Origin of the sequence: Halomonas pelophila (assembly GCF_040196315.1) — a bacterium.
Classification (GTDB): domain Bacteria; phylum Pseudomonadota; class Gammaproteobacteria; order Pseudomonadales; family Halomonadaceae; genus Halomonas; species Halomonas pelophila.
In genome coordinates, this window is sequence record NZ_JBEGCI010000007.1 from 164,678 (window position 1) to 186,581 (window position 21,904).

Here is a 21,904-nt window from a genome sequence, read left to right on the forward strand (position 1 = left end):
CAGGGTGGGCGCCCGCCCGCGAAGTGGCAACGTCTCAGGCCGGACGCGCCCGCCGTGCCGGCCGAAGCCCGGCGATCAGCAGGCTGACCAGGCTGGAGAGCAGCAGCGCGCCGAGGAATGGCGGCAGGGTCGGAATGCTGCCGGGGAAGCTCGCCGCCAGCACGCCGGCGGCGAGGCTGCCCTGGGCCACCCAGCCCGGCAGGATGGCGCCGAGCATGCCCGCCACGCCGCCGGCCACCGCGGCGGTGGCACTCATCCGCGACCACAGGCCCAGCAGCACCGGCACCACGATGGCCGCGCAGAGCAGGTCGGCGATCAGGAACAGGCGCAGCACCGAGAGCCCCTGAAGCGCCACGATCACCACCGGCACCATCAGCGCCACGGTGGCCAGGCGCGCCGCGCCGATGGAGAGGCCGCGGCGACCGGACCCCGCCACCACCAGCGAGGCGATGCCGTTCTGCAGGGTATCGACGCTGGAGGCCACCAGGGTGACCGCCAGCACCAGCGCCGGCAGCGCCAGCCAGTCCGGCGCCTCGGAAAGCAGCGCGAAGAAAGGAATCGGCGGCTCGCCAAGCGCCACGCCGGCCATGGCGGCCAGCATGCCGAGCCCGCCGATCACCATCACCACCAGCACGGTGATGCCGCCGCCGAGCCAGGCGCCGCGGCCCAGGGCACGGTCGTCCCGCGCCGCCCAGACCCGCTGCCAGTAGCCCTGATGAAAGAGGTTCGCCGCCGTCACCGCGATCACCAGGGTCAGCGCCACGGAGAGCGCATCGCCCGCCGGGATCGACGGCAGGGCCGCCGCCACCGGCATCTCGGGCAGGCGCGCAAGCGCCACCCCGCCGACCAGGGCCAGCAGGGCGATCAGCAGCCAGGCCTGCCAGCGGTCGGTGGCAAGGCTCGCCCGCAGCCCGCCCACTGCGGTGTAGAGCAGCGTGGAGATCGCCACGCCGATCACCACCAGCGCCGGTGGCACCTCGGAGAGCAGCGCGGTGATGGCCCCGACGGCGGTCAGCTCCGCGGCCAGGAAACAGGCCATGTAGAGCACGGAGACCAGCGACACCCAGCGCCGCACCCCGGCGCCATAGCAGGCCTCGGCGAACTCGCCGATGCTGCGCCCTTCCGGCAGGTGGCGGCGGATCGCCGGGCCATAGAGCCCCAGCACGATGAATGGCAGCGCCGAGCCCACGGCATAGCCGGCCAGCGCCAGCGGGCCGACGAAGGCGCCGATCTCGGGGGGCGCGAAGAGGATCCAGGCGCCCATCCCCGAGGCCAGGAAGGAAAGCCCCAGGGTCGAGGCACTCTGGGAGTTGCGCGCGGTGACGTAGTCGTCGAGGGGGCCATCGGCCCGGCGGGCCTTGAGGCCCAGGAATGCAAAGCACAGCAGCGCCGCGCCGAGCACGGCAGACGTCAGGACAGGCATGTCGCACTTCCTCCGCCGGTATGAACCGGATCAGGTTCCAGGGTCAGCGCCATGCGCTCTCTCAGCCCCGGCCGACGTGTGCGGCAGCGAGACTCCCCTGGCGACAGTGAATGGATTGTGGGATCGCGACTCAAGCCCGCGCCGTAACGGCCGATAGAGACAGGATCAAGGGGCATCATAACGTCGCCCCAGCGTGACGACCACCCGTGCCGGAGCCCCGAGATGCCCTACACCGAAGCCAAGGAACACGCCCCCGGACGCCTGCACGGGATCTTCGTCGATCCCTACAGCGCCTTCGACAACGCCGCCACCGAGCGCCTGCTGCATCTGCGCGTGGCGACCGAGGCGCTGATCCTGGCGCCGATGCACGAGGGTCGGCTGGTGCTGCGCGTCATCCACGGCTGGCAGAACGGCAGCTTCGAGCCCGCCGAGCTCTGCCACAGCGACCATCGGCTGGACTCCTTGGCCGCGCTGCGCCGGGTGGCCGACGACTACCGCCGGGCCTTCGAGGGTGGGCAGCCGCTGCCCTGCGACGGCACCGAGCTGCTCGCCAAGCCCCTGGCCCGGGCCCTCGCCGCCGCCGAGGCCGAAGGCCAGGCCCTCGACGAGGAGACCCGCACCATCCCCGCGCGCTGGCCCGCCTTCCGCCAGGGCCTGACCCTCTACACCTTCTTCAAGGTCTACCACCGTCTCACCTACAGCGAAGATGATGCCTACCGCGCGATTCGCTGCCAGACGCCGCAGGGGCAACGTGAGATCCACGAGTTCCACCTCGAGGAGGGCGAATTCGCCGTGGTGGCGCCCCGCGAGAATGAGAAAGCCGACAGCCTGCTGCTGCTGCACGAGAGCCAGCTGACGCCGGTGCTGCAGCTATTGGAGGAGTGTTAAATCACGAGGACTTGATTAGTATTTGTAGATACTAACTCTGCTTCTCAGGACGCCCCCTTGCTGAATATCGATCTCCGTATTCGACAAGCCGCATTCAAGAGGTTGGAGGCCATATCTCAAGCACCGTCCGGTGATGTGTCCTGGAATGCGATTGCCGAACCGCTGCCCTTCGATGATGGCGCTATCTACCTTGCCAGTCGCGCCATCGGCATCTTTAAGCCCAAACAGATGCCAGACGGCATCTTGAGCATCAAGACGGTCGTGCCCAAACAGGGCCGCACCAACATCTATGCCGATGGGACTAGCGATGAGGGTGGGTTCTGGTACTCGCTAGAGGCTGGCGGTCTGACGAAATCCGCTAATCGTCAGCTGATGATCAGCTACGAGAGAAAAGATCCCATCATTTACCTCATAGGAGTGGCGCCTGGACGCTATTTCCCGTTGTGGCCGTGCATTATCGATAGCGTCGACACCCAACAGGAAATATGTCACGTCAGCATGCATGACCATACTGACGTGTTACGTGATGTCGCTGAGCCAACGGCCGCCTACCGAGTCGATGGGCTGGAAAAACGCCACCTCATCCGAGAGGTCAAAACGCGAGTACACCAGGCGGAATTTCGTGCCCGCGTCATGCAAGCCTATTCCAGCCGCTGTGCCATGACGGGGTTACCTGTCCCTCAGTTGCTGGAGGCTGCCCACATCATCCCCGACAGCCATCAGGCGAGTACCGCGGAGGTCAGCAACGGAGTATTGCTGACGGGCCTCCACCACCGAGCCTACGATGCCGGCTTGGTCGGCATCGACCCAAATTACAGAATCCATGTCGATGACGCGCTACTGGCCACAAAGGACGGTCCCTTGCTTGAAAGCGTGAAGCAACTCCACGGCCAGCAAATCTCACTTCCACGAAACGCAAAGCAAAGGCCCGACAGAGAAGCCCTTGATCTGCGATACCAGAAGTTCCGCGGTAAGTAGCGTGCCTCACTTCTCCCGCGGCACCCGCCCCATCAGGTAGAACTCCTCGTTGGGCGGGGTGCCGGTCAGGGTGACCAGGCGATTGGAGAGCCCGAAGAAGGCGGTAATGGCGCCGATGTCCCAGATGTCATCATGGGTGAAGCCGACCGTTTTCAGGCGCGCCTCCCACTCGTCGGTCAGCTCCCCCACCTCCAGGCCGCAGTAGAGGGCGAAGTCCAGCATCACGCGGTGGCGCTCGCTGATCGGCGCGGTGCGGTGGTTGACGGCCACCTGGTCGGCGAGCAGCGGGTCCTTGCTGTAGATACGTACCAGGGCACCGTGGGCCACCACGCAGTAGAGGCAGCGGTTGCGGGCGCTGGTGGCCACCACGATCATCTCCTTTTCGGCCTTGGTGAGGGTGTCGGACTCCCGCTCCATCAGGGCGTCGTGGTAGGCGAAGAAGGCCCGAAACTCGGCCGGACGGTGGGCCAGCATCAGGAAGACGTTGGGCACGAAGCCGGCCTTTTCCTGCACCGCCAGCATGGTGTCGCGGATGTCGTCGGGCAGATCGTGGATCGATTCGGGGATGGGGAAGCGGCTGATCGGTGCGGACATGGTGATTCCTGACGTTGTGGTTGTTGTTTCGGGCTAACCGACAGTTAACGTCAACGTCAGGTTCTTGGCCATGATCCCTTCGACGTAATCGATCTGCCCCGCTCAGGCCACGGAGAGATAGCGCTCCTGGAGCTCGGGGTTCTCGCGCAGCTCGGCGGTGGTGCCGGCATAGGCGACCTGCCCCTTCTGCAGGATGTAGGCCTTCTGGGCATGGCGCAGGGCGAAGGGCACGCTCTGGTCGGTGAAGAGGATCGTGGTGGTGCTCGCCAGGTCGTCGATCAGCTCGCCGATCTGCTTGACGATGACCGGGGCCAGCCCCTCGTTGGGCTCGTCGAGCAGCAGCAGGCGCGGCTCGGTGACCAGCGCCCGGGCGATCGCCAGCATCTGCTGCTGGCCGCCCGAGAGAGTGGCGCCATCCTGGTGGCGCAGTTCCGCGAGCATCGGGTAGGTGTCGAGCACCCGCTCCGGTGTCCAGCGCCGCTCCCCGGCGTGGCCGGGTTGCATCGCCACCTCCAGGTTCTCGTAGACGCTGAGCCCGGGGAAGATGCGCCGGTCCTCCGGCACCAGGGCGATGCCCAGTCGAGCGATCCGGTGGGCCGGCAGCCCCTGGATGTCCTGCCCCTCGAACATCACCCGCCCCCGCCGCGGCGGTGTGACCCCCATGATGCTCTTGAGTGTCGTGCTCTTGCCGGCGCCGTTTCGCCCGAGCAGGCAGACGACCTCCCCTGCCTCGACCTCCAGACTCACGCCCTGCAGGGCATGACTCTCGCCGTAGTAGGTGTGGATATCCTCGACTGTCAGCATCAGGATGCCGCCTCCTCTTCTTCCTCGCCGAGATAGGCGCGCTTCACCTCGGGGTCGTTGCGGATCTCGTCGGGCGTGCCCTCCGCCAGCCGCTGGCCGCGGTGCATCACCAGGATGCGATCGGCCAGGCCGAACACCACGCTCATGTCGTGCTCGGTGACGAGGAAGGTGTAATCACCGGAGTCGGCCAGCTTGCGGATCAGCTGGGTGACGTGCCGGGTCTCCTCCGGGGTCATGCCCGCCGTGGGCTCGTCGAGCAGCACCAGGTGCGGCCGGGTTGCCAGCACGATGGCGATCTCGAGCAGCCGCTTGTCGCCGTAGCTGAGCACCCCGGCGCGCTGCTCCGCCAGGGCCTCGAGTCCCAGACGCTCGAGCAGGCCATAGGCCTCGTCGATGATCTCGCGATCCCGCGAGGCCAGGCGCAACATCGCGAGTGCCTTGCCGTGGAAAGCGGTCAGCGCGACCTCGACGTTCTGGCGCACCGAGAGCTCCTGGAAGATGTTGGTGATCTGGAAGGAGCGGGAGATGCCGAGCCGGCTGATGCGGTGCGGCGGCAGCCCGGTGATCTCGTCGCCCTCGTAGTGGATGCTCCCCGAGGTCGGCGTCATGCGCCCCGAGATCATGTTGTAGAAGGTCGTCTTGCCCGCACCGTTGGGCCCGATCAGGGCCACGGTCTCCCGCGGCTGCACGTCGAGGGAGACACCGTCGACGGCGTGCACGCCGCCGAAGGTCTTGGTCAGGTCGCGGATCGAGAGCAGCGGTTCGGTCATCGTCTCAGCACCCGGTCGAGCACGGTACCGAGGATACCGCGGCGGAAGAACATCACCATCAGCGCCAGGATGATGCCGAGGAACAGCATCCAGTGGTCGGTGTAGCTAGTGATCCAGGTCTCCAGCAGCACGAACACCATGGCGCCGAAGAAGGGCCCCAGGAAGTAGGCCGACCCGCCGAGGATGGTCATCAGCACGGCCTCCGCGGAGTGACTCCAGTGGATCATGTCGGGGCTCGCCACCCGGTTGAAGGGCGCGAAGAGCCCGCCGGCGAGCCCCGCGAAGAGCCCCGCCACGATGAAGGCGATCAGCCGGAAGCGCCGCTCGTTGAGCCCACAGAAGGCGACCCGTTCCGGATTCTCGCTGATGGCCTTGAGGATCAGGCCGAAGGGCGAGCGCGTGACGAGGTAGAGCAGCGCCGCGGCGAGCACCACCACCACCAGCACCACGTAGTAGTAGACCAGCGGGTTGGCGAGCTGCAGGTCGAGCCCCAGGCCGAACTCGGTGAGGGGAAAGCCGGTGATGCCGTCGCTGCCGTTGGTCACGCTGCGCCACTGGTGGGCCACGGAGAACACCATCATGCCGAACGCCAGGGTCAGCATGGCGAAGTAGACCTCGTTGAGCCGCACGCAGAAGAAGCCGATCACGGCGGCGAGCAGCATCGAGGTCAGCATCGCGGCCAGCAGGGTCCAGACCAGCGGCACCTGCCAGTGGAGCAGCAGCATCGCGGTGGTGTAGGCGCCCATGCCGAAGAAGGCCGCATGCCCGAAGGAGAGCATGCCGGTGTAACCGAACACCAGATTGAAGCTGGCCGCGAACAGACCCATGATCAGGATCTCGGTGGCCACGAAGATGTAGAAGTAGGCGACGCCGTAGGGCAGCAGGACGAGCGCGGCCAGGACCAGCGCCAGCACCCCGAAGATCAACAGTCGTTTAGTCATGCGCTCGCCCCCTTGCCCATCAGCCCCTGGGGCTTGATCAGCAGTACCAGCGCCATGCCGATGTAGGGCAGCACCAGGTTGATTTCGGGCAGGAAGCGCCCGCCGAAGCCGTGGATGAAGCCCAGCACCAGCGCCCCGAGCAGGGTGCCGGGGAAGCTGCCGAGCCCGCCGATCACTACCACGATGAACGACTCGATGATGATCTTCTCGCCCATCGCCGGCCCGATGGCGCGCATGGGCGCGGCCACCACGCCGCCCACGGCGGCGATCCAGGCCCCGAAGGCGAACACGCCGGTGATCACCATGGGCACGTTGATCCCGAGGGTCTGGGCCATCTCCCGGTCCAGCGCCGCGGCACGCACGATGCGCCCCAGGCGGGTGCGGGTGAACAGCAGCCACAGGCCCAGCATCATGGCGACCCCCACGGCGATCACGAACAGGCCATAGACGGGATAGTTGACGCCGAACACGGAGAAGGTGCCGGTAAGCAGCGCCGGCGGGTCCACCACCTGGATGGACGGCCCCCAGATCATGCGCACGGACTCGTCGATGATCAGCAGCAGGGCGAAGGTGAGCAGCAGGCTGTCGGTGATGTGGCGGTCGTAGACCATGCGCAGCATCAGCCGCTCGATGACGATCGCCACCACGGCCACCAGCAGCGGGGCCACCACCAGCGCCACCCAGAACGACAGCCCGAGCAGCCCCATCGCCGTGTAGGCGAAGTAGGCGCCGAGCATGTAGAGAGCCCCGTGGGCGAAGTTGATGACGTTGAGCACGCCGAAGATGATGTTGAGGCCGACAGCGATGACGAAGAGCAGCAAGGCGATGTCGAGGCTGTTCAGCAGTGCGGCAATGAAGCTCTGCATCGTGGACTCCCCGGTGGGTCAGTCGGGCCGGCCGCCCGGGAGGGGCGGCCGGCAGGCGTCGTCAGAGCGAGCAGCCCGTCTCCGACACGTCCGGTGTCACCAGGTCGCCGTCGAAGGTCTTCATCGGCTCGAGCATGCGCACGCCATACTCCTCGCTGAGCGCGGCGGTCTGCCCCCAGGTCGGGCCGACCACGGCCTGGTGGTCACCCGCGCGGAAGGTCAGCTCGCCGTTGGGCGCCGGGAAGGTCAGGCCGGAGAGCGCATCGGTGATCGCCTCGGGGTCGGTGGAACCGGCCTTCTCGATGGCCGCCTTGTAGGCCTGGATGCCGGTGTAGGCGCCCTGGGCGTTGTAGCTCGGCGGCTTGCCGTAGCGATCCATGTAGGCGGAGACGAAGGCGTTGTTGGCCTCGTTGTCATGGGCCGCGAACCAGTAGCGCGTGCCGACCCAGACCCCCTCGGGCATGTCGGTACCGAGCGCCGACATCACCTCGGTGGCGCCGCCCAGGGTCATCAGCACCTCGAAGTCCTGGTCGAAGAAGCCGAGGTTGTTGGCCTGGCGGATGAAGTTGACCAGGTCGCCGCCCCACAGCGAGACCAGCACGCCCTCGGGCTCTGCGTCCATCACGTTGTTGATGAAGGGCGTGAAGTCCTCGTTGCCGAAGCGCGGGAAGGCCGTGCGCTCCATCAGCTCCACCTCGGGATCGAGCTCCTTGAGGTAGTTGCCGAAGAACTCCCAGGACTGGTGGCCGAAGGCGTAGTCCGGCCCGATGGTGGTCCAGCGCTTGGCGCCAGTCTGCTCGGCGATCTCGGCGGCCGCCTTGGTGTTCTGGCTGATGTTGACGCTCAGCCGGTAGGTGTAGCGGTTGCAGAGCTTGCCGGTGACGTCCGGGGTGGCGGCGTGGGTGATGATGAAGGGCCGCTGCAGTTCCGGCACCACCGGGACGACGCCCGTGGCCACGCCGGAGCTATCCAGGCCCATCAGGGCATGCACCTGCTCGGAGTAGACCAGCTTGCGGGCGGCCTGGATGGCGGCATCGGCCTTGATCTGGCTGTCCTCCAGCACGAACTCGACGTCGCGGCCGAGGATGCCCCCCGACTCGTTGATCTCGTCCACGGCGAGCTGCATGCCCTGCTGGGCAAACTGGCCGTAGACCGAGGGGGAACCGGACATGATGTAGATGGCGCCGATGCGGACAGGGTCCTCGGCCTGGGCGTTCGTCGTGACACCGAGCCCCAGCGCCAGGCATACGGCGGTGCACAGCGTCCGGCACCGGGGAAGGGTGCGCGTCTGGTTCAACATGCTCTCCACCTCTTGTCTTGTCGTTGTCGGTCGATTGAGCTTGCCGCCCGGGAGGCGGCAGTTCCTCCATTTAGGGTCGGGGCCAGGAGGCTGTCAAACGGAGCGCCCCGCAGGTTCTCAACGCATTTGCGCCCAACGAGAGCGGCCCCGCCTCTCTCGAGACGGGGCCGACGAGACCTCCGAGCCGGTGAAGTCGAAGCGGTCGCGTGACCCGGGCTCAGTTCCCCTCGGGATGGCAACTGGAGGAGAAACTGCGCAGATAGTTCAGGGTATGCGCCAGGGCGTGACGGGCCGGCTGGCTGTCGCCATAGGCCTTGGTCAGCATCGCACTCCCCTGCTGGGCGGCGAGGACGAGATGGGCCAGGGAGGCCACATCGGCCTCGGCACGCAGCTCGCCGCTCTCCTGCATGGCGGCGAGTGCCTCGCGCAACCGGGCCTCCAGGACGCCGAAACAGTGCCGCACGGCGCCGCGGGCGTCTTCCTCGACATCGTCGAGCCCCGCGGCGATGGTGCCGATCGGACAGCCACGCAGGCAGTGGTCGGCCTCCAGCGCCTCGAGGATCTCGTAGAGCCAGGCCTCGAGGGCATCGAGGCTGTCCAGAGGACGCTCAGGAGCCGTCATGGATTGACTCAGGTTCGCCTCCCACTGCGCCAGCACCGCGCAGACCAGCGCCTCCTTGCTGGGAAAGTGCCGGTAGAACTGGCTCTTGCCGGCGCCGGCCTGGCGCAGGATCTCGTCGAGGCCGGTCCCGTCGACGCCCTTGGCATGGAAGAGATCGGCGGCCACGGTCAGCAGCCGCTGCCGGGTCGCCTCTCCCTTGCTCTGCCGCGGAGCGTGAGGCGTGGTCTGTCGGGAACTCGACCTAGCCGCCCTGGTGGAGCGCGTAGACACCGTTTTTCTCCCTCCACTGATCTTCGTTGGCCAGATTAGCCAGCGGCAAGAGCATCGCAAAGTCGATCTCGCTGAGCGCGTGGCCATGGCGCACTCGCTTCGGCCAGTCGCGGTTGGCGAGCGCCGACTTGCCGATCGCCACGAAGTCAGTCTGGCGGTTGGCGATGAGCCCTTCGGCCTTGGCCGGATCCCCCAGCGAGCCATTGGCGATCACCGGCAGGTCAAGGTCCTCCTTGGCCAGGGCCGCCAGGCTGCCGTCGACCCCCTCGAGGGCCGGAGTCGTGGCGTCGATCTCGGAAAAGTGCAGGTAGTCGAGGGCTTCGTCGCCCAGGGTGCGCAGGATGCACTCGGCCTCCTCGCGACCGGCCCAGCGATATTCCGGGTCCGTGACCTTGATCTGGGAGAGGCGGATGCCGACCATGAAATCGGGTCCCACCGCCTCGCGCACGGCGCGAATCACCGCCACCGGGAAGGTCAGGCGCTTCTCCAGGCTGCCGCCCCAGCCATCCTCACGCCGGTTAAAGTCGCTGGAGATGAACTGGTCCAGCAGGTAACCGTTGGCGGCATGGATCTCGACACCATCGAAACCGGCCTGCTGGGCACGCCGGGCGGCGGCCGCGAAACCATCGATGGCCTCTATGATCTCCCGCTCGGCCATGGCCCGTGGCGTCGGATAAGGGCCTTCACCGCCGTAGAAGCCGAGCATCTCGCCCTTTGGCGCGACGGCCGACGGCGCGACGGTCTCGTTGACGAAGCGGTTGCCCTGGGTTTGCCCACCGCCGTGCATCAACTGCGCCACGATCATGGCACCCTCGCTCTTCACCGCCTCGACCACCGGTTGCCAGGCCTGCCGCTGTGCCGCGTTGGCGAGCCCCGGCTGATTCAGGTAGCCCTGGCTGAAGCATTCGTCGGTGTAGGTGCCTTCGGTAATCACTATGCCGAACCCGCCACGAGCAAAGTCCCGGTAGTAATCGCGCATACGCGACGTGGCCCGTCCGTCGGGCTCGGCGCTGGTGCGCGTCATCGGCGCCAGCACCAGACGATTGGCCAGGCGTTGGCCGGCGATGCTGCCGGATTCGAACAGTGAGGCATGAGGGGCGGTCTGCGACATGGAAAGTTCTCCTGGATACAGAATGTACTGATCGGTACAAAATACGAGCATTCCGTCTCACAGACAATCGACCGTGCCTATGGGGACAATAAATCGATGCAGGGAAGACAGGCCCGGCCCGAGAAGCGAGAGGCCGAAGAAGGCGCGAAACTCCACCGGGCGGTGGGCCAGCACCGAGAAGACACTCGGCAAGCAGCCGGCCTTCTGGGTTGTGATGATCGATCAACATCAGCAGTTAACGTCTGCGTTGACACCTCTTCACATGCGTCTTGTGGCGAACACTGTCGCCATCGTTGGGTCTTCACACTCTCGGAAGGCGACACCGCCCTCTTTCGGACTTCCCGGGCACTATACTGAGTTCAGCCCCTCCCTCGAGACAGGACCAGGCCCATCGAAATGCCATCATGCGCGCGGGGTGCCCCGAGACTCGATGGCGCACTGCCACGCTCCATGCTCGCGTTGCCTGGCCCTGCGCAACTCAGGATGGCCGGCACCCATTGCCTGACGCCAAACCGACCAGGGGGACGAGGGGATAGGGCGTCAGGCAGATCAGGCAAGGTACGGGATAGCGAGTCCCCTGCGCCTCGCCCTCCCGAGGAGGGTGTCATGAAGACTCATATCGATAACGCGGCACTCAAGGAGTTACGCCAGGGCTTCTCCGGAGAGATCCTGCTCCCCGAAGATGCCGGCTACGACGAGGCCCGCAAGCTGTTCAACGCGATGATCGACCGTCGCCCGGCGATTATTGCCCAGTGCGCCGAGGTGCAGGATGTGGTCGGCGCCGTGACATTCGGCCGACGGCTAGAGATGGAGATCGCCGTGCGTGGCGGCGGTCATGGGGTCGCCGGCAAGGCGCTGACGGAAGGCGGTCTGGTGATCGACCTGCGACGCATGAATGGCGTGTCCGTCGATCCCGACGCGCGGACGGCCACGGTCGCGGGCGGAGCGACGATGAGCCATCTCGACCGCGCCACCCAACCCCATGACCTGGCCACGACGGGCGGTCGGGTATCGACCACCGGCGTCGGCGGCTTCACCCTGGGCGGGGGCGATGGCTGGCTGGCGCGCAAGTTCGGCCTGGCCTGCGACAACCTGCTCGCCGCCGAGCTGGTGACCGCCGACGGCAACGTCGTGCGCGCCAGCGAGCGGGAGAACCCCGACCTGTTCTGGGCGCTGCACGGTGGTGGCGGCAATTTCGGCGTGGCCACCTCGCTGACCTTCCGGCTCCACGAACTGGCCGGCGTCACCGCCCTGTTGCTGCTGTGGTCACCCGCGAAGGCGCCGGAAGTCCTGCGTGTCTATCGCGACTATCTGGAGACGGCACCGGACGAGGTGGGCGGTGGTGCCCTCTACATCACGGCCCCGCCGGAAGACTTCGTTCCCGGGCACCTGGTCGACCACCTCGCGTTCGTCATCCTGGTCGCCTATGCCGGGCCGGAAGCCGAGGCCCGTGATGTCGCCGCCCCGCTGCTCGCGCTCGGCCACGAGGGCGAAATGATCGCCGAGATGCCCTATGCCGATCTGCAGTGCATGCTCGATGACCCACCCGGGTATCGCAATTACTGGTCGGCCGAATACCTCAAGGCCTTCCCCGACGAGGCAATCGAGCGGTTCTGTGAGCGGGCAGGCGACATGATCGTGCCCTCCCCCTCCCAGCATGTGCTGTTCCCCCAGGGAGGTGCCGTGGCGAAAGGGCCCACCGACGTTCCGATTTCCTGGCGCCACGCTCCCTGGGTCGTGCACCCCTTCGGCCTGTGGGAGAACCCGGCCGATGACGAGCGCGGCCGGCAGTGGACGCGCCGACTGCGTGAGGACCTGCGCCCCTGGGCCAGCGGCAACGTCTACCTCAACTTCATCGGCGACGAGGGCAGGGAGCGGGTCATCGCCGGTTTCGGGCAGGAGAACTACCAGCGGCTGGCCAGGATCAAGGCCCAGTATGATCCGCAGAACCTCTTCCATCTGAATCACAATATCGCGCCGGCCTGACCCGGCGACGAGCGAATCATCGGTCCTTGTGACATGACACGCCCCCCCTCTCTCGAGAGGGGTTCGTGTCATGTCCGCTCAGAAGGAGGCGATGCGCTCGATGACCCAGAAGGCGGCCAGGCTGCCGATGGCGTAGCTCGAACCGCGCATCAGCCATGTTGCCTGCCGCCTGATCGCGGGATAGAGGCGTCGCACCGCGACACCGATGCCCAGCAGGACGCCGATGAACAGGAGCTGCCCCAGCTCGACCCCGATGTTGAAGGCGAAGAGCGCCAGCGGAATATCGCCCTCCGGCAGGCCGATGTCGCGCAGCGCCCCGGCAAAGCCCAGCCCGTGGATCAGGCCGAAGGCGAAGGCCACGATCCAGGGAAAGCGCTGGGCCAGCGGATCGCGCGCCTCGGGCGGGAGGGTGAGCTCATAGGCCAGGAACACGATGGACAGCGCGATCAGGGCCTCGACCGGCGGTGACGGCAGACTCAGCCAGCCCAGGGTGGCGGCCACCAGGGTGATGCTGTGGGCCAGGGTGAAGGCCGTGACCGCCCAGAACAGGCGCCTGCGATCGCGGATCAGCAGCAGCAGGGCGAAGACGAACAGCAGGTGGTCGATGCCCTCGAGAATGTGCGTCACCCCGAGGCCGATATAGCTGCTCAGGATCTCTAGTACCCCCGCCTCTCCCGACACGGTGAAGGCCGTCTCGGCGGCGGTCAGGCGATGGGTCTGCGTCTTTCCCGGGGTCAGCTCGTAACGCACCAGCACGTCGGTCCGGGTCCGCTCCAGCCCCGCGATCTCGATCCTGCCGCCGGCCAGCCCATTGGTGCAGTGGGCCACCCAGGCGCTCGTCCAGGCGCGTCCGTCGAAGATCGGTGGCGGCGGCTCGTAGGAACAGGACGCGGGCAGGCGAGCCGCGATGGGCATCGGGCGACCGCTCACGTCCGGCACCCGCCAGGTCACCCGCCAGCGGTCCTGGTCGAGGGACGCGAGGTTCAGGTAGCCGGGGTCGAGGGCATGGGCGGATACCAGGGTCGGCAGCGAGGTCGTGACGACCATCAGCAGGGCCAGCAGGAGACGTCTCATGGTGCCAGCACCTCTGCCGCCTCGGGAGTGGTGACGGCGTAGCGTTCGAGCAGCGCCTGCGCGAAGCTCTCACGCATCTCCCTGGTTTGCGCCGCACGCCATTCACTCTCGACGCGCGCTCGGATCTCACCAAGCGGCAGCAACACGGCCTCGGCGCGACCGGTCACCCGCACCAGGTGCCGGCCGTAGGCGCTCTCGACCGGGCCATGCCAGCGCCCCCGGGGCGCCTCGGCCAGGGCGGCATGAAACCCCTGGCCGAAGAGACGGTCAACGGCGGACGCCCGCGTCATCGGCAGCGAGGTCGGCAGCAGGCTCGGCGTGCCCAGCGATGAAGGAGCCGCATCGCGCTCCAGCGCGGCACGAATCGCGCGCGCCTCGTCGCCCTGCCCCGGCGACAACTGGACCTGCTCGAAGGCCACCCGCGCGGGCCGCAGGAAGTCGTCCCGGTGGTCGTCGAGATACGCCTGGAGGGTCGCGTCGTCCGGCGCCAGCGCGGCGGCCCCGGATTCCGCCAGGAACTGCATCTTGAGGTTCAACCGCTGCCGGATCACCGCATCGCCCCGATCCAGGCCGAGCGCCCGGGCCTCGCGCACATGAGCCTCCTCCAGTACCCAGGCGCGCATCAGCCCTTCCAGCTCCTCGACGCTCGGCGGCCGGTTCCAGGTCGCCGCGAACTGCTCGGCCAGGCGCGCGGCCTGCTGCGGCGTCAGGGTGATCACCTCGGGCGTCACGGCGGGCCTTACTGGCTCATCCTCGACGAGCGCATAGGCCCCGAAGATCAGCCCCCCCAGCAGGAAGAAATGGACGAGCGGCGAGAGCAGTATCGTGCGCAGGGTCATGGGGCCTTCCCTCCTTGGGTCATGCGCGGCTTACGTGTGCGAGCCGCAAGTGGCCACTTCTCTCCGTCGGTCAAGCCGGTCGCCGAACATGGCGCTTCATCCGTTCGGCCGCCCGCTACCTCGGGAGCAGCAGCTTGGCAGTGACATTGAGCGTGTCTGACGGGCTGATGCCCTCATCATGGAAATTGTGCTCGTAGCTGGTCGTGAACTGCACCGGAAAACCGCCGAGGGTCACGAGCTTGTTCACGGCCACGCCCAGCGGCAGGCTCACCCAGTCCTCTTGCTCCCAGTCGTAGGTGATCGACATGTCGGAAGCGCCTGCCGACCAGCCGTTGCCGAGGTTGTAGTTCACGATCGGCTGGAGGATCGAGATGTTCACGTCGCGGTAGTCGTCATCTCCCGCCACCGTGAACACGTTCTGGTTGAACAGTCCCCAGATGCCCCAGGGCTGGTTGGCCACGAAGCCGGCCGCCGGCCCGAGGCCCCACTGCTCGGCGCTCAGGTCGCCCTCGCCGGTCGGCAGCAGCGCCACACCACCGAGCCCGAACCGCCCCCAGGGCCGATCGAAGGTGACCAGGTTGAACAGGGTGGTATCGGACCAGCCGTCGGCGCCGCCGGGGGCGTCGGTCACGTAGGGCAGCGTCACCCGGAAGATGTGGTTCATGCCCCCCGCGGAGAACGGAATCGCGGCGCGAAACTGCAGGCGGTTGCCCTCCTCGTCGGAGCGGTTGTGGTAGCGGTAGGTGTAGAAGTCCTGCAGCTGGAAGGCCGTGACGGAGGCCGTCGGATCGTTGGCCGCCGTGCCCAGGTCATCCTCCTGGGCCTGGGTCGTCCCCGTTGCGGTGAGCGCCAAGCAACAGGCGGCCGTCAGCCGTTGCAGTATTCCCATGGTCGTTGCCTCCGATGGCATGCCGTCCCTCAACGCGTGCCCGGCCCGGCGAGGGACGGGCACGGGTCCCTATCCCGCACCGTCATCCGCCCGGTGCGATCGCCCCCCAGGGCAAGCCGGGCACTTCCAGAGCCTCGGTCACTGCCGCGAGACCCGGATGCGCACGGGGTCACCGGGTGCGCCCGCGAAGGGATCGATATGCTCCGTGCTGGTGAATAGCAACTCGCCCTCATGAACGATCCGGGCCCGCAGCCCATAGGTCATGCGGTCATCGATGGCATCGGGGTTATACACCAGCCGGAACGGATAGGGCGGCTGGCCGCCGTCGACGGTATGGGTGTAGTCGGTAAGCACGGTGGCCGGCGCATCCGCGCGTGACTGATCCTCGAGTGTCACCACCACCTCGGCGCCCGGCGGCAGCGCCATGCGCTCCCGGTACCACACCTCGCCGCGGATGACCTGCATCAGCGAGTTGTCCGGCTGCTGCATCGCCTCCTCCCCCGAGGTCATCTGGGCGCTGCACCCCGCCAGCAGCAGGGCACCAACGCCGACGACCCAGCCGCCGATTCCTGACGTGATTCCGTTGCTCATGCTCATCGTTGCTCCTTGTCTGCCTTAGGGCGTGTACCAGATGGGTGAAGTGTAGGCGCGCTCCTGATGCTCACGGCGCGCTTCCGGCGGCGCATCACGCTCCCCGAAGACCTGCGCGTCGTGGGCGATCCAGGTCGGCGTCGGAATCTCGAGAACGCGGACGTAGTAGACCGCCCGCAGCGAAGGGTCGAAGTCGGGGTCCTCCCAGTATGCGCCGAGCAGGGCGTTGCCGATCGTGTTCGTATAGGTGCCGTTATACACGTTGACGGTGCTGCCGACCGGCATGGTGGCGCGGCCATCCTCGCCGATCTTGCGGTCGTCCGAGACGGCGATGTCGTAGATGCGCTCCTGCAGCTCGCCCCGGGTGTCGAGCCAGCCCTTGATGATCTGGATGCGCTCGAGGTTTGCCCCGTCGGGATCGCGTAGCGCGCGCACCATGAAGCGCGGTGCCATACCCTCGGGCGCAGCGCTCAGATCCCCGCCCATCGGTACGCCACGCTGGTAGCCCACGCGCGCGAAGTCAGGGCGCTGCACCTCGTCAGCCTCGAAATCCCAGCCTGCAAACACCCGCACGCGGATCCGCGTACCGGTCGTGGCGTAGACCTCCTTACGGGCCATCGCATCCCAGATCGCCGCGCGCGTGTTTTCCTCGGCCCAGACCGCGGCAAGACCCGAGGCGGTGGATTCCCAGGCGAACACGTTGAGGCTGCCGTCCCCATCGGGGCGCAGGTCCTGGCTGACAGGATCGCTGTAGCGGTCCTCCGAGGCCGGTTCGGCACCCACGAACTTGCCGAAGAAGTTCTCCTCACGGGTGGTCGCGAGCGAGGTGTGGATGTCGGTCGAGCCGATCATGCCGAACTTGAACGGGTTCACCCCGAGCTGACCCTCCAGCTGGAGCCCGAGTTGCAGCGCGCTCCGTGCATATTCATGCGGCAGCATCTCGGGCGTCTTGGGGTTCAACCCGAAATCGCCCTTGTCCCAGGTGTAGTAGTCGGCGAATTCGTCGTTAGTTGAGAGCATCGGGTGTGCCTCGCCGTCGCCCTTCGTCTGGGTGACCTCGTAGATGGGCTCCCAGCGCTGGCGACGCTCGGCATAGTCGGCATCGAGCGCTTCGCCCGAGAAGGTCTCGACGGCGAACATGAGCCCCTGGCTCAGGTTACCGTTGTGCGGGATGGCAAGCGCGCTACCGCCGGTCGTCTCCTCGTACATCGCGAGGTATTCCCAGAGATCCTGGGGGTCCTGGGAATCGAAGCTGGTGAAAGGGATGACTTTCCGCGCCGCCTCGGCGTCATCCCGGAAGATGACGACGCGGTGTAGATTCCTCAGATCCGGAGTGGACGTCCATTCAAAGCCGTGGAAGGCAGTGAACACGCCCGGCTGATTGTGCCGGTCCACATAGTCGATTGTCCGGTTCCACATCAGCGCCTGTAGCTCGGGGTCGGGTACCGGGTCTTCGTTTCTGGAGCCAAACGTCTTCCAGATCTGGTAGGCCTCCCACCCATTGCCGGCCTGCACCAGATCGTGGAGCTCCTTGCCCCGGGGGTCGCGCAACAGCTTCGGATTCGATTCCTCGATCATCGGCGCGAGCCCGAGATTCTCGGAGTGGTCGGCGACGACGAGGAAGTCGAGGGGGCGGATCAGTCGTGCCGGCAGTCCGCTCGATGCGATCACCTGCTCGCCCTTGGCGAAGCGCAGCGCATCGTCGGGCCCGAGCCGGTTGCCGACCATGCCGGCGTCGGTCGAATAGCTGGTGTGGAGATGGGTGTCGCCGAAGAGCACCTGGTCGGGGTAGCTTTGGTGCAGGTAGGGCGAATATTCCTGCCCCCCGATGTCGATATCGCCTTCCTGGACGGCGAAGTCCTGCGCGACAGCCGGCACGGCCAGAACGGCGGTCAGGGCGGTGACGCCTTTCAGAATGCTCATGGGTCTCTCCTTCGAGATGGATTCATGATGGAACTGGCGGGGTAGCCAGTGCCCCCACGGCGTTGTCCGGCCCTAAGGCGTGTACCAGATGGGTGAGGTGTAGGCCCGCTCCTGCTGGACGGCCCGCTTGCCCTCGGGAATCGCCACGTCGAAGAAGGCCGCGTCATAGGTGAGCCAGCTCGGCGTCGGGATCTCGAGAACCCGAACGTAGTAGAAGGCGCGCTGGGCCGGGTCGAAATCGGGGTCCACCCAGTAGGCCTGGAGGAGGGGCGCGCCGATGTCGTTGGTATAGGTCGCGCTCTCGATGTCCACCGAATTGCCGACCGCGGGGAGACGACCGTCGGCGTCGGGAGTCCGCTCCCCCGACCAGGCGACATCAAAGACCCGCTCCTCGGTCTCACCGCCGGGCGTCGTCCAGCCCTTCACGACCTGCACGCGGTCGAGGTTGGCGCCGTCGGGGTCGCGAAGCGCGCGAATCAGCAGGGTCGGTGAGGCGCCGTCCGGCGCCTTCGATAGATCGCCTCCCATCGGCACGCCGTTCTCATAGCCGTGGGCGGCGAAATCGGAGCGCGTGAGGTCGCTCTCCGCGAAATCGAAGCCGCCGAAGACGCGCACGCGCATCCGTGTCCCGGTCGTCGCGAAGGTCTCCTTGCGCTTCATCGCATCCCAGAGCGCCTCGCGGGTGTTCTCCCGGGCCCAGACGGCGGCAATGCCGGCGGCGAGGCCGTCGCTCACGATCTGGTCATCGGACGGATCATCCGGCGTGAAACGGCCGGTGATCTGCTCCTCGAAGCGGATCGGATCGGCGGTCGGCTCGACCAGGGTGACCTTGCCGAAGAAGTTGTTCTCCTGCGCGGTCGAGAGGCCGGTGTGGCTGTCGGTCGAGCCGACGACGCCCATCTTGAAGGGGTTCACGCCCAGCTCGGCCTCGTAGGCCATGCCGCGCTTCCAGGCGGCCCGGGCGTACTCGCGCGGTAGCATCGCCTCCGTCTTGGGCTCCTCGCCGAAGCTGCCCTTGTCCCAGGTGTAGTAGTCGGCGAACTCGTCCTGGGGCGAGAGCAGGGGGTGCGTCTCGCCATCGCCCTTGATCTGCGTAACCTCGTAGATGGGCTCCCAGCGCTGCCGGCGTTCGGCGTAGTCGGCGGAGAGCGGCTCTCCGGAGAGGGTCACGTCGTCGAACATCAGCCCGTTCGAGAGATTGCCGTTATGGGGAATGGCCAGCAAACGCCCGCCGGTCATCTCCTCGTAGTCGGCCATCCACTGCCAGAGGTCCTCGGGGTCGGCGCTGTCATAGGTCGAGAAGGGCACGACCTGGTCGGCCAGCTCCTTGCCGTCGCGGAAGATGACGTTGCGGTGCAGGTTGTTGCCGTCGGGGCCGGAGGTCCACTCGTAGCCGATGAAGGCGGTGAAGGTCCCCGGCTGGTTATGGCGCTCGGCCGCCGCGGTGACGCGCTCCCACATCGTCTCGTCAAGGCCCGAGCCTTCCATCGGATCGCCACCGCCCGGCTCGTTCACGGCCCCGAACCACTGGACGTAGGTCTCGTTGATCGCGTCGATCGTGCCCGGGGCGTAGGTCTCGGCCAGGGTGCGGCCCCAGTCGTTGTAGTCGAGGATCGGGTTACCTTCCTTTAGCGCGAGAGCGATGCCGAGGTTCTCGGCATGATCGGCGACGACGAGGAAATCGAGCGGCCGCTGCAGGCGAGCCGGCAGACCCTGGGAGGAGATGACCTCCTCGCCCTTGGCGAAGCGGTAGGCGTCGTCCGGGGTGGTGGTGGCGAGCGCCAGCCCCGCATCGGCGGAATATGCCGTGTGCAGGTGGGTGTCGCCGAAGAAGACCTGGTTCGGGAAGTCCTCCTGGAGATAGGGGGAGTACTCGATCTCCCGGTCGGGCGGGGCGATCGTGTGCGGCGACAGTTCCTGCGCCATGGCCGGCACGGCCAGAAAGGCGGTCAGGGCGGCGGTACCTTTCAAGCGACTCATGTGGCTCTCCTTGCACGACGGCGGACGTCGCGGCATGTGCTGATTCGGGATGTATCCTAGGCGTCGTCGGACACGGCTCGGGGCGTGAACCAGATCGGTGAGGTATAGGCGCGTTCGGTCACCGTCATCGGCACCTCGTCGGCGAAGTCGGCCTCCTCGAAGTAGGCCGCATCGAAGGCGGTCCATCGCGGCGTCGGGATTTCGATGACCCGGGCGTAGTAGAAGGCCTTCTGCGCCGGATCGAAGTCGGGGTCCTGCCAGACGGTCATCAGCTCCGACGCGCCGATCGTGTTGGTCCAGGTGGCGTTCTCCACGTCCACCGTGCTGCCGATAGGGGGGACCTTGCCGTCATCGCCCGGTGCGCGATCACCGGACCAGGCCACGTCGTAGACGTGCTCCTGCGTCTCGCCCTCGGCATCGAGCCAGCCCTTGACGATCTGGATGCGGTCGAGATTGCCGGAGAGCGGGTCCTTGAGCGCCGCGACCAGGAAGCTCGGCGCCTCGGCGCCTTCCGGCGCAGGGGGCAGGTCGCCGCCCATGGGAACCCCCTTGCCATAGCCGATGGCCGCGGGGTTTCGTCCCTGGGCGTCCTCGGCCACGAACTCCCAGCCGCCGTAGAAGCGCACGAACATCCGCGTGCCGGTGGTGCCGTAGACTTCCTTGCGCTTCATGGCGTCCCAGATCGCGGCGCGAGTGTTCTCCGTCGCCCAGACGGCGGTCAGGCCCGACGCCCCCAGCTTCCAGTCCTTGACGGTGCGCCCGTCGAAGTCGAAGGCGTTGCCCGTCGAGCGCTCCGCCCCGGGCTCGCTGGCCGGAAACTTGCCGAAGAAGTTGTTCTCCTCCGCCGAGGAGATGCCGGTATGCGCGTCGGTCGAGCCGATCAGCCCGAACTTGAACGGGTTGGTGCCGAACTCCTCCTCGAGGGCGAGGCCTCGCTTGAGGGCCTCGCGGGCATACTCGTACTCGAGCATGCCGGGCTCTTTCGGCACGACGTTGAGGTTGCCCTTGTCCCAGATCTCGAAGTCCGCGAACTCGTCGGCGGGCGCGAGGCTCGGATGCTGCTCCGAGGTGCCCTTGCCCTGGGTGACCTCGTAGAGCGGTTCCCAGCGCTGGCGCGCCGCCGCCCACTCGGCGTCGATCGGCTCGCCGTCCGGCGTCTCGGTGGCGAACATCAGGCCGTTGGAGAGGTTGCCGTTGTGGGGAATCGCCAGTACTCGCCCGCCGGTCTCCTCCTCGAAGTTCGCCATCCAGTCCCAGAGCTCATTCGGAATCTCGGTATCGAAGGTGGTCAGCGGCCGTACCCGGTCGGCCAGGGCCTTGCCATCGCGGTAGATGACGTTGCGGTGCAGGTTGTTGCCGCCACCGAAGTTCGAGGTCCACTCGTAGCCGATCATCGCCGAGAAGGTGCCCGGGTCGTCATGGCCCTCGACGATCTCGGTCATGCTGCGCCATATATCAAGCTGGGTGTCCCGGTCGGTCACCGCCTCGGGCAGGGTGCCCTCTCCCTGCAGCGTGATCATCTCCATGACCACGGCCGTGGCGGCCTCACCGCCTTCCTGCATGCCGTCGTGCCAGCGCTTGAGCACGGGATCGGCCAGCAACGCCGGATCGCCGGCATAGACCTTGGCGATCACCCCCATGGCATCGGAGTGGTCGGCGACCACCATCCAGTCATAGGGGCGGGAGAGTCTGACCGGCTGCCCGGTGCTGGAGGTGATCTCCTCCCCCTTGGCGAAACGCAGCGCCTCGTCGGGCCCGACGCGCGTGCCTCCCCCGAAGGCATCCGGCGACCATGAGGTGTGCAGGTGCTGCTCACCCCACAGTGGCCGCATCGGGAAACTGCGCCCCGCATAGGGCGAGTAGCCCGGCTGGTTGAAGAAGCGCGCAGTCCGTTCTGGATCGATGGTGCCGGCATCGGTGGTGACCTGGGCGGCGGCAGGGATCGCCGTAATCGCGAGGAGCGTGGCGAGGGCAGTCGTGGGAACCTTAACGCGCATGAAGATCTCCTTGAATCGGATCAGGGGGACCATCACGCCTGCCCCCGGGGCGTCACCC

19 protein-coding genes and 1 riboswitch are annotated in these 21,904 nt (G+C 66.9%); of the genes, 3 read left to right on the forward strand and 16 right to left on the reverse strand.

Translation table 11 applies throughout. The annotated features are described in order from the left end of the window. Positions 1-34 precede the first annotated feature (34 nt). A complete protein-coding gene (locus ABE957_RS09995) occupies positions 35-1,423 on the reverse strand; it encodes an SLC5/6 family protein (protein ID WP_349758532.1) in 1,389 nt (462 codons plus the stop codon). Further along, positions 1,413-1,532, reverse strand: a riboswitch (TPP riboswitch). Its footprint overlaps the gene before it by 11 nt. 113 nt (positions 1,533-1,645) lie before the next feature. Between ABE957_RS09995 and ABE957_RS10000 the strand changes: the two genes are divergently transcribed. Beyond that, the gene (locus tag ABE957_RS10000) at positions 1,646-2,311 is read left to right on the forward strand and encodes a hypothetical protein (protein WP_349758533.1); all 666 of its coding nucleotides are present in this window, start codon (positions 1,646-1,648) and stop codon (positions 2,309-2,311) included. 57 nt (positions 2,312-2,368) lie between these two features. Beyond that, complete coding sequence (locus tag ABE957_RS10005) at positions 2,369-3,289, forward strand: HNH endonuclease (RefSeq protein ID WP_349758535.1); 921 nt, start codon at positions 2,369-2,371, stop codon at positions 3,287-3,289. A gap of 6 nt (positions 3,290-3,295) precedes the next feature. Here the strand turns inward: ABE957_RS10005 and ABE957_RS10010 are convergent, their stop codons facing one another. From ABE957_RS10010 to ABE957_RS10045, 8 genes are all read right to left on the reverse strand, one after another. After that, complete coding sequence (locus ABE957_RS10010) at positions 3,296-3,883, reverse strand: peroxidase-related enzyme (RefSeq protein ID WP_349758536.1); 588 nt, start codon at positions 3,881-3,883, stop codon at positions 3,296-3,298. Positions 3,884-3,985: 102 nt separating this feature from the next. Next, the gene (locus ABE957_RS10015; RefSeq protein ID WP_349758537.1) at positions 3,986-4,687 is read right to left on the reverse strand and encodes an ABC transporter ATP-binding protein; all 702 of its coding nucleotides are present in this window, start codon (positions 4,685-4,687) and stop codon (positions 3,986-3,988) included. After that, positions 4,687-5,457, reverse strand: a complete 771-nt coding sequence (locus ABE957_RS10020; protein ID WP_349758538.1) for an ABC transporter ATP-binding protein — start codon at positions 5,455-5,457, stop codon at positions 4,687-4,689. Before ABE957_RS10020 ends, ABE957_RS10015 begins: the two co-directional genes overlap by 1 nt. Next, a complete protein-coding gene (locus ABE957_RS10025; protein ID WP_349758540.1) occupies positions 5,454-6,398 on the reverse strand; it encodes a branched-chain amino acid ABC transporter permease in 945 nt (314 codons plus the stop codon). The genes ABE957_RS10020 and ABE957_RS10025 overlap by 4 nt, the downstream gene beginning before the upstream one ends. After that, positions 6,395-7,264, reverse strand: a complete 870-nt coding sequence (locus ABE957_RS10030) for a branched-chain amino acid ABC transporter permease (protein WP_349758541.1) — start codon at positions 7,262-7,264, stop codon at positions 6,395-6,397. Before ABE957_RS10030 ends, ABE957_RS10025 begins: the two co-directional genes overlap by 4 nt. A gap of 61 nt (positions 7,265-7,325) precedes the next feature. Then, positions 7,326-8,564, reverse strand: a complete 1,239-nt coding sequence (locus tag ABE957_RS10035; protein ID WP_349758542.1) for an ABC transporter substrate-binding protein — start codon at positions 8,562-8,564, stop codon at positions 7,326-7,328. A 217-nt stretch (positions 8,565-8,781) separates the two neighbouring features. Further along, positions 8,782-9,456 (reverse strand): TetR/AcrR family transcriptional regulator, encoded by a 675-nt coding sequence (locus tag ABE957_RS10040; protein WP_349758543.1) that lies wholly within the window; start codon positions 9,454-9,456, stop codon positions 8,782-8,784. Beyond that, complete coding sequence (locus tag ABE957_RS10045; RefSeq protein WP_349758544.1) at positions 9,428-10,567, reverse strand: oxidoreductase; 1,140 nt, start codon at positions 10,565-10,567, stop codon at positions 9,428-9,430. Before ABE957_RS10045 ends, ABE957_RS10040 begins: the two co-directional genes overlap by 29 nt. Before the next feature lie 606 nt (positions 10,568-11,173). Here ABE957_RS10045 and ABE957_RS10050 point away from each other — a divergent pair. Beyond that, positions 11,174-12,553: an FAD-binding oxidoreductase gene (locus tag ABE957_RS10050; protein ID WP_349758545.1), complete on the forward strand. Its 1,380-nt coding sequence runs from the start codon at positions 11,174-11,176 to the stop codon at positions 12,551-12,553. Positions 12,554-12,631: 78 nt separating this feature from the next. Here ABE957_RS10050 and ABE957_RS10055 read toward each other — a convergent pair whose 3' ends face one another. The 7 genes from ABE957_RS10055 to ABE957_RS10085 all read right to left on the reverse strand — a co-directional run bounded on the left by ABE957_RS10055 (position 12,632) and on the right by ABE957_RS10085 (position 21,846). Beyond that, positions 12,632-13,627 (reverse strand): HupE/UreJ family protein, encoded by a 996-nt coding sequence (locus ABE957_RS10055; protein WP_349758546.1) that lies wholly within the window; start codon positions 13,625-13,627, stop codon positions 12,632-12,634. Continuing rightward, positions 13,624-14,466: a peptidyl-prolyl cis-trans isomerase gene (locus tag ABE957_RS10060; protein WP_349758547.1), complete on the reverse strand. Its 843-nt coding sequence runs from the start codon at positions 14,464-14,466 to the stop codon at positions 13,624-13,626. Before ABE957_RS10060 ends, ABE957_RS10055 begins: the two co-directional genes overlap by 4 nt. Positions 14,467-14,581: 115 nt before the next feature. Continuing rightward, the gene (locus tag ABE957_RS10065) at positions 14,582-15,355 is read right to left on the reverse strand and encodes a hypothetical protein (RefSeq protein ID WP_349758548.1); all 774 of its coding nucleotides are present in this window, start codon (positions 15,353-15,355) and stop codon (positions 14,582-14,584) included. 138 nt (positions 15,356-15,493) lie between these two features. Further along, entirely contained in the window at positions 15,494-15,946 is a 453-nt protein-coding gene (locus ABE957_RS10070; protein WP_108445978.1) for a YbaY family lipoprotein, read from the reverse strand. Positions 15,947-15,970: 24 nt separating this feature from the next. After that, entirely contained in the window at positions 15,971-17,869 is a 1,899-nt protein-coding gene (locus tag ABE957_RS10075) for a DUF3604 domain-containing protein (RefSeq protein WP_349758549.1), read from the reverse strand. A gap of 72 nt (positions 17,870-17,941) precedes the next feature. Beyond that, positions 17,942-19,849, reverse strand: coding sequence for a DUF3604 domain-containing protein (locus ABE957_RS10080; RefSeq protein WP_349758550.1), 1,908 nt, complete (start codon positions 19,847-19,849; stop codon positions 17,942-17,944). A 56-nt stretch (positions 19,850-19,905) separates the two neighbouring features. Continuing rightward, entirely contained in the window at positions 19,906-21,846 is a 1,941-nt protein-coding gene (locus ABE957_RS10085; RefSeq protein ID WP_349758551.1) for a DUF3604 domain-containing protein, read from the reverse strand. Positions 21,847-21,904 lie beyond the last annotated feature (58 nt).